At 52.7% G+C, this 14,271-nt stretch carries 18 protein-coding genes; 12 read left to right on the forward strand and 6 right to left on the reverse strand.

Annotated elements, in window-relative coordinates:
• Nucleotides 1-51 precede the first annotated feature (51 nt).
• Both ACIKP9_RS12885 and gpmI read right to left on the reverse strand, forming a co-directional pair.
• On the reverse strand, nucleotides 52-1,335 hold the full coding sequence (locus tag ACIKP9_RS12885; RefSeq protein WP_400883662.1) for a murein hydrolase activator EnvC family protein: 1,284 nt from the start codon (nucleotides 1,333-1,335) through the stop codon (nucleotides 52-54).
• A 3-nt stretch (nucleotides 1,336-1,338) separates the two neighbouring features.
• The gene (gene gpmI / locus ACIKP9_RS12890; RefSeq protein WP_400883664.1) at nucleotides 1,339-2,892 is read right to left on the reverse strand and encodes a 2,3-bisphosphoglycerate-independent phosphoglycerate mutase; all 1,554 of its coding nucleotides are present in this window, start codon (nucleotides 2,890-2,892) and stop codon (nucleotides 1,339-1,341) included.
• 230 nt (nucleotides 2,893-3,122) lie between these two features.
• Here gpmI and ACIKP9_RS12895 point away from each other — a divergent pair, with 230 nt between their 5' ends.
• The 5 genes from ACIKP9_RS12895 (at nucleotide 3,123) to ACIKP9_RS12915 (ending at nucleotide 5,840) form a co-directional block, all read left to right on the forward strand.
• A complete protein-coding gene (locus ACIKP9_RS12895; RefSeq protein ID WP_400883878.1) occupies nucleotides 3,123-3,530 on the forward strand; it encodes a rhodanese-like domain-containing protein in 408 nt (135 codons plus the stop codon).
• Between the two features lie 3 nt (nucleotides 3,531-3,533).
• Nucleotides 3,534-3,791: a glutaredoxin 3 gene (gene grxC, locus ACIKP9_RS12900; protein WP_400883667.1), complete on the forward strand. Its 258-nt coding sequence runs from the start codon at nucleotides 3,534-3,536 to the stop codon at nucleotides 3,789-3,791.
• Between the two features lie 132 nt (nucleotides 3,792-3,923).
• A complete protein-coding gene (gene secB, locus ACIKP9_RS12905) occupies nucleotides 3,924-4,397 on the forward strand; it encodes a protein-export chaperone SecB (protein ID WP_230348882.1) in 474 nt (157 codons plus the stop codon).
• Nucleotides 4,378-4,827, forward strand: a complete 450-nt coding sequence (locus ACIKP9_RS12910; RefSeq protein ID WP_400883671.1) for an SH3 domain-containing protein — start codon at nucleotides 4,378-4,380, stop codon at nucleotides 4,825-4,827. Before secB ends, ACIKP9_RS12910 begins: the two co-directional genes overlap by 20 nt.
• 20 nt (nucleotides 4,828-4,847) lie before the next feature.
• Complete coding sequence (locus ACIKP9_RS12915; RefSeq protein ID WP_230348880.1) at nucleotides 4,848-5,840, forward strand: NAD(P)H-dependent glycerol-3-phosphate dehydrogenase; 993 nt, start codon at nucleotides 4,848-4,850, stop codon at nucleotides 5,838-5,840.
• Nucleotides 5,841-5,953: 113 nt separating this feature from the next.
• On the opposite strand, the gene trmL is transcribed toward ACIKP9_RS12915, so the two are convergent.
• From trmL to ACIKP9_RS12935, 4 genes are all read right to left on the reverse strand, one after another.
• Entirely contained in the window at nucleotides 5,954-6,418 is a 465-nt protein-coding gene (trmL, locus tag ACIKP9_RS12920) for a tRNA (uridine(34)/cytosine(34)/5-carboxymethylaminomethyluridine(34)-2'-O)-methyltransferase TrmL (protein ID WP_400883674.1), read from the reverse strand.
• A 68-nt stretch (nucleotides 6,419-6,486) separates the two neighbouring features.
• The gene (locus ACIKP9_RS12925; RefSeq protein ID WP_400883677.1) at nucleotides 6,487-7,176 is read right to left on the reverse strand and encodes a ComF family protein; all 690 of its coding nucleotides are present in this window, start codon (nucleotides 7,174-7,176) and stop codon (nucleotides 6,487-6,489) included.
• A gap of 98 nt (nucleotides 7,177-7,274) precedes the next feature.
• The gene (locus ACIKP9_RS12930) at nucleotides 7,275-7,679 is read right to left on the reverse strand and encodes a hypothetical protein (RefSeq protein ID WP_400883680.1); all 405 of its coding nucleotides are present in this window, start codon (nucleotides 7,677-7,679) and stop codon (nucleotides 7,275-7,277) included.
• Nucleotides 7,680-7,778: 99 nt separating this feature from the next.
• Complete coding sequence (locus ACIKP9_RS12935) at nucleotides 7,779-8,654, reverse strand: LysR family transcriptional regulator (RefSeq protein WP_400883682.1); 876 nt, start codon at nucleotides 8,652-8,654, stop codon at nucleotides 7,779-7,781.
• 218 nt (nucleotides 8,655-8,872) lie between these two features.
• Between ACIKP9_RS12935 and ACIKP9_RS12940 the strand changes: the two genes are divergently transcribed.
• The 7 genes from ACIKP9_RS12940 to bioD all read left to right on the forward strand — a co-directional run bounded on the left by ACIKP9_RS12940 (nucleotide 8,873) and on the right by bioD (nucleotide 14,252).
• Complete coding sequence (locus tag ACIKP9_RS12940; protein WP_400883684.1) at nucleotides 8,873-9,157, forward strand: hypothetical protein; 285 nt, start codon at nucleotides 8,873-8,875, stop codon at nucleotides 9,155-9,157.
• Nucleotides 9,158-9,287: 130 nt separating this feature from the next.
• Nucleotides 9,288-9,677, forward strand: a complete 390-nt coding sequence (locus ACIKP9_RS12945) for a hypothetical protein (RefSeq protein ID WP_400883687.1) — start codon at nucleotides 9,288-9,290, stop codon at nucleotides 9,675-9,677.
• 10 nt (nucleotides 9,678-9,687) lie between these two features.
• Nucleotides 9,688-10,695, forward strand: coding sequence for a biotin synthase BioB (gene bioB, locus ACIKP9_RS12950; RefSeq protein ID WP_230348875.1), 1,008 nt, complete (start codon nucleotides 9,688-9,690; stop codon nucleotides 10,693-10,695).
• Between the two features lie 8 nt (nucleotides 10,696-10,703).
• Nucleotides 10,704-11,903 (forward strand): 8-amino-7-oxononanoate synthase, encoded by a 1,200-nt coding sequence (gene bioF, locus ACIKP9_RS12955; protein WP_400883689.1) that lies wholly within the window; start codon nucleotides 10,704-10,706, stop codon nucleotides 11,901-11,903.
• Nucleotides 11,900-12,700, forward strand: a complete 801-nt coding sequence (gene bioH / locus ACIKP9_RS12960) for a pimeloyl-ACP methyl ester esterase BioH (RefSeq protein WP_400883691.1) — start codon at nucleotides 11,900-11,902, stop codon at nucleotides 12,698-12,700. The genes bioF and bioH overlap by 4 nt, the downstream gene beginning before the upstream one ends.
• On the forward strand, nucleotides 12,697-13,575 hold the full coding sequence (bioC, locus tag ACIKP9_RS12965; protein ID WP_400883693.1) for a malonyl-ACP O-methyltransferase BioC: 879 nt from the start codon (nucleotides 12,697-12,699) through the stop codon (nucleotides 13,573-13,575). Before bioH ends, bioC begins: the two co-directional genes overlap by 4 nt.
• Complete coding sequence (gene bioD / locus ACIKP9_RS12970) at nucleotides 13,572-14,252, forward strand: dethiobiotin synthase (RefSeq protein WP_400883695.1); 681 nt, start codon at nucleotides 13,572-13,574, stop codon at nucleotides 14,250-14,252. Before bioC ends, bioD begins: the two co-directional genes overlap by 4 nt.
• Nucleotides 14,253-14,271: the final 19 nt, after the last annotated feature.

Raw genomic sequence — 14,271 nt, forward strand, 5'->3', positions numbered from 1 at the left:
GTTTGATTATACTTTTTATAGTCCGGATTTGAGTAGCGTCCGGCACAGCTTTTACTTTACCACGCTCCAGCTTAGTGGGTCGAAAGGCTTGCTCTGGAGCCGGAGTTCGAAATACACGCCGTGTTGCTCGTTGCCGCCGCTATTGCCAACTGAGGCAATCGTATCCCCGCCCTTGACGTTGTCGCCGACTTGTTTCAATACGGCCTGATTGTTGCCGTATAGGCTCATATAGCCGCTACCGTGGTCGATGATGATGAGATTGCCAAAACCGCGTAGCCAATCTGCAAATACTACTTGGCCACTGGCGACGGACTTGACCTCGCTGCCCTCGTTCGCGCGAATGAACAGGCCTTTCCATGAGATACCGGTGTCGGCGCGGCTGCTGCCAAAGCGATTGGTGATTTCACCGCGTACCGGCAGGTTAAGCTTGCCCTTGAGTGAGGCGAAATTGGTGCCGTCGAAGGCATTGCTGGGCAAGGTCTCATTGCGGCCAACGATCTTGCTGCTTGGTGTTTTTTCGCTGGGTGCAGTGGTTGCCTGTCTGGATCTTTCCCGAGCGGCCTCACGTTGTGCTTTTTCCCTGGCAGCCTTTTCACGGGCTGCTTGTTCGCGTGCGGCCTTGGCAAGCTTTTCCATTAATTGCGTCAAGCGTTGTTCGTCGCGCTTGAGTTTGTCGATCTCGTTGCGTTGTGCACTGATCTTGCTCGACAGCTGTTTGACTAGCTTATCGCGCTGGCTTTTTTGTTGTTGTAGCTCCGCGCGTTCTTTTTCCTGTTGCTCTTGCAGGGTATCCAGTTCTGCCAGGGTTTTGCTGGTTTCCGCATTGAGCGCCTCTATCTTGGCAATGTTTGCGGATGCTGCATCCATCAACTCCTTGCGTGCGCGTGAAACGTAGCCGAAATAATGCAACTGGCGCGTGGCGGCGTTCGGGTCTTGCTGTTGTAGTAGCACCTGAGCCTGGTTGGGTTTGCCATGCAGGTATTGTTGATAGAGTTGTTGGTTTAGCAGTGATTGTTGTTGCTTGAGCTCGGCTTCGTGTGTGGTTTTCTCACGGCGAAGTGCTTGCAAGGTTTGGCTGCTTTCCTGCTGCTGCTGCTTGAGGTCGACCAGCTTGCGGTTGGCATCGCTGATCGCTTTTTCACTTTTCTTGAGGGCGTCGGCAGCTTCGGCGTGCGCCTCCTGCGAGCTACCCAGTTCCTTTTTCAGTGACTCCAGGCGCTGATGGATGACATCCAGCGCTTCGCGCGGCTTTTCAGGCTCGCTCTTGGCGGCCCATGCCGCTGGCACGGCAGAAAAGCTGCTTGCCAGCAGCATGCAGAGCCAGCGTTTATGCATCAGCTATTGCGCCTGGAAGTTGACCAGGGATTTTCCGGTCATATCGGAAGGCTGCTTGAGACCCATCATGGCGAGCAGCGATGGTGCCAGGTCGCAGAGCGAGCCTGTGCCAGGGGCAGCCAGCGTTGCTGGCTTGCCGATGAAGAACAGCGGCACCACATTGGTGGTGTGTTGCGTATGCGGCTGGTTATTTTCGTAATCAAGCATTTGCTCGACGTTACCGTGATCTGCCGTGATGAGCATTTGTCCGCCTATGCTTTCCATCGCTTTGACGATGCGGGCAAGGCAGGTGTCTATGGTTTCCACTGCCTTGATGGAGGCATTGAGGTCGCCGGAGTGGCCGACCATGTCGCAATTGGCATAGTTGCAGATGATGGCGTCATATTTCTTGCTGAGGATTGCGGCTTCCAGCTTGTCCGTAAGCTCAAAAGCACTCATCTCTGGTTGCAGGTCGTAGGTAGCAACCTTTGGGGATGGCACCAAAATACGATCTTCCCCGGCAAACACTTGTTCTTCACCGCCGTTGAAAAAGAACGTGACGTGAGGATATTTTTCTGTTTCGGCAATGCGTAATTGCGTCAGGCCTTGCTGCGCGACATATTCGCCAAAGGTGTTGCGGATTTCTACTGGAGAGAAGATCGGCGTGGCGCGGGTTTCTGCCTTGTCATACAGGGTCAGGGTGTAGAAGCCTGCCAGCTTGGGTTGACGACGGCGGTTGAAGCCTTCAAAGTCAGGATCGAGCAAGGCATGGGTCAATTGGCGGGCACGGTCAGAGCGGAAATTGACGAAAATCACCACGTCGCCGTCTTCCATGGTCACCGCCTTTTCGCCCGCAGGGACGATGGCAGTTGCCTTGACGAACTCATCCTTCTCGTCGCGTGCGTAAGCCGCTTGCAAACCTTGCAATGCGCTGGTGGCAGTGAATTCACCCTGCCCATCGGTAATCAGGTTGTAGGCCGCCTCAACGCGGGGCCAGCGCTTGTCTCTATCCATGGCATAGAATCGGCCACAAATCGAGGCGATTTTGCCGCCACCAATGCGTGTGCAGGCAGCTTCCAGCTTCTCTAAATAAGGCTGGGCACTGATGGGCGGGGTATCACGGCCATCCAGGAATGCATGCACATACACCTTTTCCACACCGGCCTTAACGGCCATTTCAATCGTGGCGTGAATATGATCCTGATGGCTATGCACGCCACCATCAGAGAGTAAGCCCAGGATGTGAATTGCCTGATGGCCAGCTTTGGCCTTGTTCACAGCTTCCAGCAATACTGGGTTGCTAAAGAATTCGCCTGATGCAATCGAGCGATTGATGCGCTCGAAATCCTGGAATACCACGCGCCCGGCACCAATATTCAGGTGGCCGACCTCAGAATTACCCATCTGCCCGCCAGGCAAGCCGACGAAGGTCTCGGAGGCATTGATCAGGGTGTGTGGGTATTCTTTCCAGAAACGGTCAATGTTGGGGGTATTGGCTTGGGCGATGGCGTTGTCGCGGCTATCTTCACGGTAGCCGAAGCCATCGAGGATCACAAGTAGAGCGGGTGTTACAGTCATTGGGGTCAGGATTCCGGTGAACTCAATCAATAGCCCTGTATTTTAGAGAGTTTTTGCTAGTTACGCATGTTTAATCATGGATTTCATCTGTCAGGAATGGTTTTTGTTCCGATTTTTACCATCAGGGCTTGAATTTTTCCTGGCTGGCATCATCTAGTCAGAAATGGCCGCCTGTCAGGCGGGGTAATTTGAGTACAATAGTGCCTTTCGGGCATATTCTTGAGGTGACTGTGGATTTTTTTGCAAACAACGCATTGTGGATTGGGCTGGCAATAGGCTCTGGCGTGATGTTGCTATTGCCGACGATCAAGCGTGGTGCTGGAGCAAGTGTCAGCGCCAGTGAAGCCGTGATCTTGATCAATCGCTCCCATGCTGTGGTGCTGGATGTGCGTGATGATGCTGAATTTGCAGCCGGGCATATTGCCGATGCCAAACATATCGCTTTGGCACAGTTGCCAGACCGCCTCAAGGAATTGACCCGGTTCAAGGACAAGCCAGTGCTGGTGTATTGCGAAAGTGGCGCGCGCTCTGCTAAGGCGGCTGCCATCTTGGCAAAAAATGAATTCAAGCAGGTGCAGCAATTACAGGGCGGCATCAAGGCTTGGCAGGATGCCAAGCTGCCGTTAGTGAAAGGATAGCGTGTGGCGAATATCCTCATGTATACCACTGGTACTTGCCCTTACTGCATCAATGCCGAGCGCTTGTTGCTGAGCAAGGGCGTGACGCAGATTAATAAGGTACGTGTAGACCTTGAGCCCGAGCTCAGGGTGAAAATGATGGAGCAGACTGGCAGGCGCACTGTTCCACAAATTTATATCGACGATGTGCATGTGGGTGGTTTTGATGACCTGCGTGCGCTCGATATGGCTGGCAAGTTGGACTCAATGCTGGCGAAGTAGTGTCATGGTTTTGTAGTACAAAACCTGCGCTGATGCGGATAGAATGACAAGCTTGAATTTTAGACGCATCTAATATTTTATTAATTTATATATGGGGAAGCGCTCCGCGCGACCTGAATTAAGGGAAGAGTCATGGCAGAAGAGCAGGCAGTAGCACAAGAGCAACAACCAGCATTCGGTATCGAGAAGGTCTATGTGAAGGATCTTTCTCTGGAAATCCCGCATGCCCCACAGATTTTCATTCAGCGCGAAGCTCCCCAAGTTGCTATTGAGTTGAGCAATGCGATGACTCAATTGGAAGAAGGCATTTATGAAGTTGTCGTGACTGTAACGGTCACTTCCAAAATTGCTGACAAGACTGTGTTCCTGGTAGAAGTTGCGCAGGCTGGTATTTTCCAGATTCGCAATGTGCCCGAAGACAATCTCGATATCATCCTGGGTGTGACTTGCCCGAACATCATTTTCCCGTACGCTCGCGAAACTATCTCTGACATCGTGACGCGTGCTGGCTTCCCACCTGTATTGCTGAACCCTGTTAATTTTGAAGCGTTGTATGCACAGCAAAAGCAAGAACAGGCCAAGGCTAATGGCGCAACAACCCACTAAGTGGTTGCTGGCGGCGGCTCTGCTGCTGGTGCCTGTATTGGCATCAGCAGTTGAGTTCCGTTCTGTTTCCGTACCTAAGGCCGTGTTGTATGACGCACCATCTGCACAGGGGAAAAAGGTGTTCATTCTCGGCCAGGGTTATCCCGTCGAGGTGATCGTCAACCTGGGCGACTGGATCAAGGTACGTGATGCACAGGGCGGCCTCAATTGGGTAGAGGCCAAGCAGCTAGCCAACAAGCGGACCGTGCTGGTCAAGGGTGGCCAAGCTGATGTGCGACAGGCTGCCGATGCAGCGTCGACATTGCTGGGCAAGGTCGACAAAGATGTTGTGCTTGATATGCTGGAATCTCCGGTCAATGGCTGGGTAAAGGTCAAGCACAGGGATGGTATGACAGGCTATGTGCTAGCCTCATCCTTGTGGGGCTTTTGATGCGGCTTTATAAGTAGTTCATGATGAAAATTTCAGTTTTAGGCGCTGGCGCCTGGGGTACGGCGCTGGCCCTGCAAATCAGCCGTCAGCATCAAGTTTCGCTCTGGACACGTAACCAGGCGCATATCATGGATATGCAGGTGACACGTGCCAATGTGCAATATCTTGGTGATTTTGCCTTTGGCGACCAGCTGACGGTCGAGGGTGATCTGGCTCGTGCACTGGATGGTGCAGACCTCATTGTTTCTGTCGTGCCAACCAATGGTTTCCGTAATGCCTTGAAAGACATCAAGCGCTTGGGCTGCAATGCGCCTGTGGTCTGGGCATCCAAAGGGCTGGAGGCCGCGACAGCCAAGCTGCCGCATGAAGTTGCGCAAGATGAGCTGGGTGATAGTCGCGATTGGGGCGTATTGTCTGGGCCGAGTTTTGCCGCCGAGCTGGTGCGCGGTCTGCCAACAGCCGTGACGCTGGCCGCGAATAATGCAGATTTTGCTGCCAAGGCCGGAGCAATGTTGCATGGTGGTAATTTCCGCGTTTACACCAGTACCGATGTCACGGGTGTGTCGGTAGGTGGCGCGCTTAAGAACGTATTGGCGATCGCAGCAGGTATTAGCGATGGTATGCAGTGTGGCAATAATGCACGTGCCGCCTTGATTACGCGTGGCATGGCTGAAATGACACGTTTTGGTGTGGCATTGGGCGGTGCCAAGGAAACCTTTATGGGCCTTACTGGAGCCGGTGACTTGATACTCACCTGTACCGGGCAATATTCACGGAATCGTGAAGTGGGCCTGCGTCTAGCCAATGGCCAGACATTGCAGGAAATTCTCAAGACCCTGGGCCATGTGGCCGAAGGCGTACATACGGCGCGTGAAGTCATCAAGCGTGCCAGCCTGCTGGGTGTGGAAATGCCGATCACGCATGAAGTGGATCAGGTGTTGTCACATGGTCGTTCTCCACGGCAAGCGATGGAAAATCTGTTGAGTCGTGAGCAGAAGTCAGAGTCGTTATAAGCGCGACATGATTGCTACAAAAAAAGCACCAGTGATGGTGCTTTTTTGTTTTAAGGACTGCTCAATGGGAGTTTGAGTCGCTGGGCGTTCTTGCACCTGGCTACACCAGATGCTTATACCGCGCCAGCAAAGTCATGTTGGCGCCATGCCTCGTAAAGCAAGATAGCGGCTGAGTTCGACAGATTAAGACTGCGGCTCTCTGGCATCATGGGCAGGCGCACTCTGTGCTCGGGGGTAAATTCGGCACGAATCTCTTCTGGTAGCCCACGGGTTTCCGGGCCAAACACAAATACATCACCGGCCTGAAACTGGATATGGTGGTGATTGGTGCTGCCCTTGGTCGTCAGTGCAAACATCCGGCGGCCTGCCAGCACTTGCTTACATGCCTCCCAGTCTTCGTGGACAATCAGGCTGGCATATTCATGGTAATCCAGCCCAGCACGCTTAAGTTGCTTGTCTTCCAGAGTAAAGCCGAGTGGCTTGACCAAATGCAGGCGCGTACCACTATTGGCACACAGGCGAATGATATTGCCGGTATTGGGCGGAATTTCCGGTTGGTAGAGCACGATGTCGAACATATATATAAAGGCAAGAATTGGTAATCAGGCGTCATTTTACATGGCAGTAGTCATTTCCCATGCTTATGTCACTCTGATACTGTTCTCGCAACCACCCAGCACTCTACATGCCTCGCACCGGCCGCCTTCACCGTTTTTGCCAGGGCGTTGAGGCTGGCACCCGTTGTCATCACGTCGTCCAGCAAGATCACACGCTGACCTGTGAGATCATTGATGCACTCGAAAGCTCCTTGCATATTTTTGATGCGTTGTTTGTAAGGCAGACTGGCCTGCGGTGGTGTCGGTTTGATGCGATGGCAGGCCTCTAGGCGAATGGGTAAATGTAGTTGTTTGCTAATGACTTTAGCGATTTCCGCAGATTGGTTAAAGCCACGCTCTTGCAGGCGTTGGCGGTGTAGTGGCATGGGAATCATGCAATCGGCCGATAATGAAAGGCCTGTGTGAGCGGCAAACAAAAGCCCCATGGTGCGAGCCAGGGTAAATAATTGCCCATATTTGTACTGTTGCAGCATGGATGAGAGCGGAAATTGGTACTGAAACAAACTGCGTGTTGCATCAAAAGCAGGTGGTGCCTGCAAGCATTGTCCGCATAGTAGGTTGTCCTTGCTTGGCAGTGCACATTGTGGGCAGATGTTATCTCTGTGCCAGGGCATGTCATGCAGGCAGCCACCACACAAGCCCAATATTCCGCCTTGCCGACTTGAGCAAAGCAGGCATGACTGGGGGAGCAATGCTTCGATGAGTCCTGCAAGATGCATCGGTTGTTATTCAGTGGCAGAAGGAAGCTAAATTGTAATGCTTAATTTCTGCCTGTTGGCACACAGCTCAATATGCAGCTTCATGTGGCCTATCTTGCTTACTGGGTCTCTAGCCTGATGTCTTGCCAGGATTGCTTTTGTGCCTTTATCAAGGCGGAGAGTCCTGCAGGGACAACGACTAAAAATGCAATGGCCCAGAGGATCAGGATTAAATGTACGGCACTTCCTGCCATGGGAATCAATACGCCCGCAAAGATCATGGAAGCAAGCAGGCAGCCTGATATGCCATAGAATCTATAACCCGCATATTGGGTATATTGCCGTACCTGCGGGCTGGGGTGCTGAATATTCGCCGAGTATACAAAAATGGAAATCCCTATCCAGATAAATAGCACAGGGAAGGCTGGCATCAGCAAAGTTGCAATAATTGAGCCTAGATTGAATATCTGGGCGCATCGCTTTTGAGATTGAGCGCTGATGATAGGGCTTGCTTGTTGCCTCATGATCTTGATGACCGAATAGTGATGGTCAATCAATGATGAGCGCTTTTTTAAAATAAATATAACGAAACTTATTTAAATTTATTATTTAATATTTTTATATTAAATATTGGCGGGGAGAACGAATTCCGTATGTTGTGACCAATTGGAAGGAGCATTGACTACGTCGTGCAATAAAGCAATATAGCTGGCGAGCTCCTGATTATGCCGTTCACGGGGATAGACGAGATAAATGGGATGAGAAAATTCCGGGGTTTGCGGCACCATCTCAAATATCCCTTCATCCAGGTATTTTTGCACGACCCGGGTCCTGAAATAACCACTACCACCGTGCTCAAGAATATGAAAAAGTGCCAGTGGCCCGAGATTGACAGCCATGCTGGATTTCAGCCGACCCGATAATGCGGTGTCATGCTGCAGGCGAAACTCATCTCCCCAATCAATAAAAATATAAGGTTCGGGTTGCTGCTTGGAGCGAATGCAGACGAGTTTTTCTTCCAGGATTTCCGTGACCTGCATGCCTGGCCAATAGTCAGGATGGTGAACGAGTGCTGCATCCATTGTGCCAGCGACCATTTGGCTGTGAAGTTGCTTGGGGTCTGCCACAATGGCTTTTACGAATAGCGTGGGATATGTGGTTTTGAGAGAGGATGTCCAAGATAATAGCAATGGGTTCCACAGGCTGACCTCACCCCCAATGGTGAGCATGGCATTGGTGCCCTCGGGGAACGGCAGTTCTCGGCGTGCTGCTTCCCAAGTCTGGACAATCTGACTGGCATAGGAAACAAATTTTTCGCCATGCGACGTCAGCTTTGCGCCGCTACGATTCCTGACAAACAAGATACAGCCTAGGGCTTCTTCCAGGTTTTTGATGCGTGTGGTGACAGCAGTCTGGGTGATATGAAGCTTTTTTGCCGCATTGATAAAGCTGCCTGTACGGGTGATTTCAAGAAATGTCAGCAGTAAGTTGTGATCCATGATTTTAAATAATTGATATTAAATTAATTTAAATTATTTAATATTTTATCAATGTTTATGGTGAAACATGCTGATGCGTTGCTTTCTCATATGAAATTATTTCTTACATCCATCAGAGCCTAGACTGACAGCGAGATCAATCGCTCGCCTACATAGGTGGGTGAAAATCTCCTTTAGCATGAAGCTTCATCTCAATGACTACATTAAAGGAGAACGTGATGAAGATTTTCAATAGCGCTATCGTCTCAGCTTTTCTTGTCATCTTTATGCCGAACGCACATGCGGATAATGCCGTGGATATGCCGCCCGCACACAAGCAAAAACATAATGTTCCTGATACCACTGAACACGGGAATTACCTGGAGCCACAGGATCAAAGTACTAGTGGGGGGGAGCAAATGAAGGATGGTGCTGTGCCAGGTAATGCCAAGGAAAAAAGCCAGCGCTTCAAGCAACAGCCTGAACAAGGTGGCACAGACGTGCAACAGAAAAAGTCTAAATAACCAAGTGCCTGTCAGGGAGGCTTTCTCGCATCAATTATTCTGTTTTGATTAATATTTAATCAGTTGTTTAATTGTTGTTGACTTGAATGTTGACAAGCTATAATCCGGTTTTCAATTCCATTTTAATACCATGGCTACCAAAATCATCACGGTTAAGCAGCAGATGCGGGCGGCGCAAAGCTTCCCCTTCTTTTCCAGTCTTGCTGTGGTGGTGCCGGTACTGATCCCTTTCTGGATTGCCGCCTCCATTTTTACCTACTGTGCCATGGCAAACCATCCCTGTACACGCGTGTGTGACTATCTCGTGCCCGCGGGTTATCGTTTTTATGGTTTGCTGGGTGCCTGGGTGGTACTGCTCAACTTCAGTTCCAATATGGCAGGCTGGGTGGGTGGAGGCTTGAATCTGGCCCTCATCATCTGGGCAATCAGCATCCTGGTGATCGTCCCGCTGGGCGTGCGCGATATCTTGCGTGCACGCAAGGAGCCATGGCAGGAATATACCGTCGAGACAACAGAATAAAAGGAAACACATGCGAGATTCAGTGATTGATATACGTGGCCTGGACCGTGTAGAGCGTGCCAAGGTCCAGGCGCGCGTGGAAGCGCCACAGCGCTGGACTGTTGATGAGATCGTGGCACTGTTTGAGTTGCCGTTTTCGGATTTGATGCATCGTGCACAATCTGTACACCGCGAGCATTTCGACCCGAATGGCGTGCAGGTGAGTACGCTACTATCGATCAAGACTGGCGGCTGTTCCGAGGATTGTGGCTATTGCCCGCAAGCGGCTCGTTATCATACTGATGTGGAAAAGCAGGACCTGATGCAACTGGAGGAAGTGCTGGCTGCAGCACGTGCCGCCAAGGAAAATGGTGCCAGTCGCTTCTGTATGGGGGCTGCATGGCGTAGCCCAAAGCAGCGTGATCTTGAGCCGGTCTTGAACATGATTCGCGAAGTCAAGGCCATGGGCCTGGAAACCTGCGCCACGCTTGGCATGCTGAAAGATGGTCAAGCCGAGCAATTGAAGGATGCTGGCCTTGATTATTACAACCATAACCTGGATACCGCGCCAGAATATTATGGTGATGTGATCACGACGCGTACTTACCAGGATCGCCTGGATACGCTGGATCGTGTGCGCGAGCAAGACATCAATGTCTGTTGCGGTGGCATTATCGGCATGGGTGAATCCCGTGCGCAGCGCGCTGGCTTGCTGGCTCAGCTTGCCAATATGGAGCGTCCGCCTGAGAGTGTGCCAATCAACCTGCTTACCCAGGTGGAAGGTACGCCGATGTATGGTATGGATGAGCTGGACCCTTTCGAGTTCGTACGCACCATTGCGGCTGCGCGTATCACGATGCCGCAGAGCTTTGTGCGCTTGTCCGCTGGCCGTCAAAGCATGCATGAAGGCATTCAGGCTTTGTGTTTCCTGGCAGGTGCTAACTCGATTTTCTACGGCGAGAAGCTGCTGACTACGGATAACCCAGAGGCCGAAACTGACCGTAAGCTGTTCGGCAAGCTCGGCATTCATCCGCTTTAATCCGCCGCATGTCTTCCATGCCGGAATCTCAGCCGGTGAAGGCAAATCCGTCATTGCTTGAAGCATTGCAGGCCGAGCTCGCCGAACGTGCGAGCTTGGGCTTGCTGCGCCAGCGTCGCGTCTTGAATGGCATGCAGGGTGTGCATGTTGAGGTTGACGGTAAGCGCTTGCTCTCGTTTTGCAGCAATGATTATTTGGGCTTGGCTTCACATCCTGACTTAATCGCTGCTATGCGTGATACCGCATCGATTGCCGGGGCGGGTAGTGGGGCTTCGCATCTGGTTACCGGACACCAGCAAGCTCACGAGGCACTAGAGCAAGCCTTGCAAGCCTTGATGCGCCTGCCAGGCATTTTGCTCTTCACCACCGGCTACATGGCAAACCTGGGCGTGATTACTGCGCTTTGCGGGCGCGACGATGCCATCTTTGCCGATAAGCTTAACCATGCCTCTCTCAATGATGCGGCCTTGTTGTCGCGTGCGGAGCTCAAGCGCTTTCCACATAACGACCTGAGCAGCCTGGAGCGTTTGCTGGCGCAGAGCCATGTCAGGCGCAAGCTGGTGGTGGTCGATGCTGTATTCAGCATGGATGGCGACCTGGCCCCTGTGCCTGAGCTACTCGCGTTATGTGAGCGTTACGATGCTTATTTGATGCTGGATGACGCCCATGGCTTTGGCGTGTTAGGGAGCGAAGGGCGCGGCATACTTGAACATTTCACGCTTGATTCGCCGCGCATTATTTACATGGCGACGCTGGGCAAAGCTGCAGGTGCTGCAGGTGCATTTGTGGCTGGCCCCAAGATATTGACCGATTACCTGATGCAAACGGCCAGGCCATATATATATACCACTGCCAGCCCGGCCCCAGTGGCTGCGGCAGCCATGGCAGGTGTGCGATTGATCCAGCAAGATCATGCACGACGCGCACATTTGCATCAGCTGATTGCTGAGTTCAGGGCCACATGCCAATTGCAGCGCTGGCAATTGATGGCTTCTGCCACTGCCATCCAGCCCATCATCATCGGCAGTAACGACGAGGCTTTGCAGGTAAGCAAGCGCTTGCTGGAGCGGGGCATCTTGGTGCCAGCAATTCGCCCACCTACCGTCCCCAAGGGCACGGCCAGGTTACGCATTTCCCTTTCTGCCGCGCATACGCATGAGGACATTGCGCAATTGCTAGAAGCATTACATACACTGGAGGCCACATGAGCCATCTGCATGTCGAGATCGTCGGCAAAGGCCAACCACTGGTGCTGATTCATGGCTGGGGCATGCATGGCGGTGTCTGGCAGCCCTTGATAAAAAAGCTATCGCAGTCCTTTGAGCTGCACATTGTCGATTTGCCGGGCATGGGCCTAAGCCAGGAAGGAATTGCCAGCAATCTGGATGAAATGGTGACAGCGCTGCTACCTGTCTTGCCACCACATGCCCATGTACTAGGCTGGTCTTTAGGCGGTTTGGTGGCCATGCGATTGGCGGTACATCATCCTGACCGGCTGAGTAAGCTGGTGCTGGTGGGGAGTACGCCATGTTTTATCAATACGCCATCCGGGCATCCTCAACCTTGGGAGCATGGTATTAATACCAGCGTATTCCAGGCATTTGCACGCCAGGTGAACGAGGATTATGCCGCCACCCTGATCAAGTTTCTCACCTTGCAGTGCATGGGAGCGCAAGATGCACGTGCCACGATCAAGGAGTTGCGCCTGGCCTTGGCTGCACGTCCTGCACCATCGCCGTTGACGCTAGAATCGGCATTGGATGTATTGCTGCAAAATGATTTACGTCCAGACCTGACGGTATTGCAGCAGCCTGTGCTGCTAGTACATGGTGATCGTGATACCCTGGCCCCCGTGCAGGCAGCACATTGGTTATCACAGCATTTGCCTCATGCCAGCCTGCGCGTGATTGCTGGCGCAGGGCATGCTCCTTTTCTCTCTCATGCATCGCAGTTTGCCGATAGCGTGCGCGACTTTCTTCAACCCAAAACAGAAGTGAACGGATGAGTGACGCTTATCGCATAGACAAGGCCAGAGTGCGCGCCTCATTTGACCGTGCGGCGGGTAGCTATGATGCCGCAGCCATCTTGCAGCGCGAAGTGCGCGAGCGCATGTTGCAGCGCCTTGAACTGGTCAAGATGGCGCCACGCGTCATTCTCGATGCAGGCTGCGGCACAGGGCATGCCACAGTGGCATTAGGTAAGCGCTATCGCGATAGTCAGGTGATCTCGCTCGATATTGCTATGGGCATGTTGCAGCAAACCCTGGGACATTACCCATTGATGAAGCGTATGCTCGCGCCGCTTACTGGCCAGAAACGCCCTGTGGCAGTATGTGCCGATATTGAGAACCTGCCGTTGCAACATGGCAGCGTGGATTTGATCTGGTCCAACGTTGCCATCCAGTGGTGCAATGATCTGGATGCAGCCTTTGCCGGTATGGCTCGCGTGCTACGCCCAGAGGGCTTGTTGATGTTCAGCACTTTTGGCCCTGATACACTGAAGGAGCTGCGTGCGGCCTCCAGTGATGGCAGTGTGCATGTCAGCCGTTTTATCGATATGCATGATATTGGCGATGCCCTGGTGCGCGCTGGGTTTGCTGACCCAGTGCTGGATGTCGAGCGCTTTGTGCTCACTTACGATGATGTCATGGCTGTCATGCGCGACCTGAAAGCCATTGGCGCCCACAATGCCGCCGCAGGCCGTGCGCGCGGCCTGTTGGGTCGGGGCTTCCTTGAGCGCCTGACAGAGGCTTACGAGCAATTCCGCCACGAAGGTAAATTGCCCGCGACTTATGAAGTGGTATATGGCCATGCCTGGAAGGCGCAGCCGAAACAGCCAGGGTTGTCGACCGTGACTTTGCATCCAAGAAAGCCAGCATGAGCAACAAGCAAGCTTACTTTGTCACTGGCACCGATACCGGCGTTGGCAAGACCATGATCAGCAGCCTGCTGGTGCGCCAGTTTGCCCAGCGCGGCCTGCGCAGCGTGGGCATGAAGCCTGTCGCCTCTGGTTGTGAAAGACGCGATGGTCAGTTGATCTCTGAGGATGTCACCCAGTTACTGGCGGCCAGCAATGTGGATTTGCCATTGGCCGATATTAATCCCTATGCTTTCGAGCCAGCCATTGCGCCGCATATCGCAGCCAAACAGGCAGGAGTGCAGATAGATCTGGATCATATCCAGTCAGCCTTCCAGCGCCTGCAGGCTCATGCGGATGTGGTTATCGTTGAGGGGGCCGGTGGCTTCTACGTGCCGCTGGATGATGAGCATGACATTGCCGACCTGGCGGTTAAGCTTGATTTGCCGGTGATACTGGTGGTCGGCATGCGGCTGGGATGTATCAACCATGCCTTGCTCACTGCCGCAGCCATTCAGCAACGTGGCCTGAACTTGGCTGGCTGGGTGGCAAATCAGGTGGATACTGACATGGCAATGTTAGAGGAGAACTTGCAGACCTTGCGATTGCGCATGCCGGCTGCATATCTGGGCTTTGTGGCTTGGATGGGTCCGTCGGATAATACTGATACAACAGATATTGTCAGCGAGCTATTGAAATAGACTCATGTCACTGTGCGCG

Origin of the sequence: Methylobacillus methanolivorans (assembly GCF_044751345.1) — a bacterium.
Lineage (GTDB): Bacteria > Pseudomonadota > Gammaproteobacteria > Burkholderiales > Methylophilaceae > Methylobacillus > Methylobacillus methanolivorans.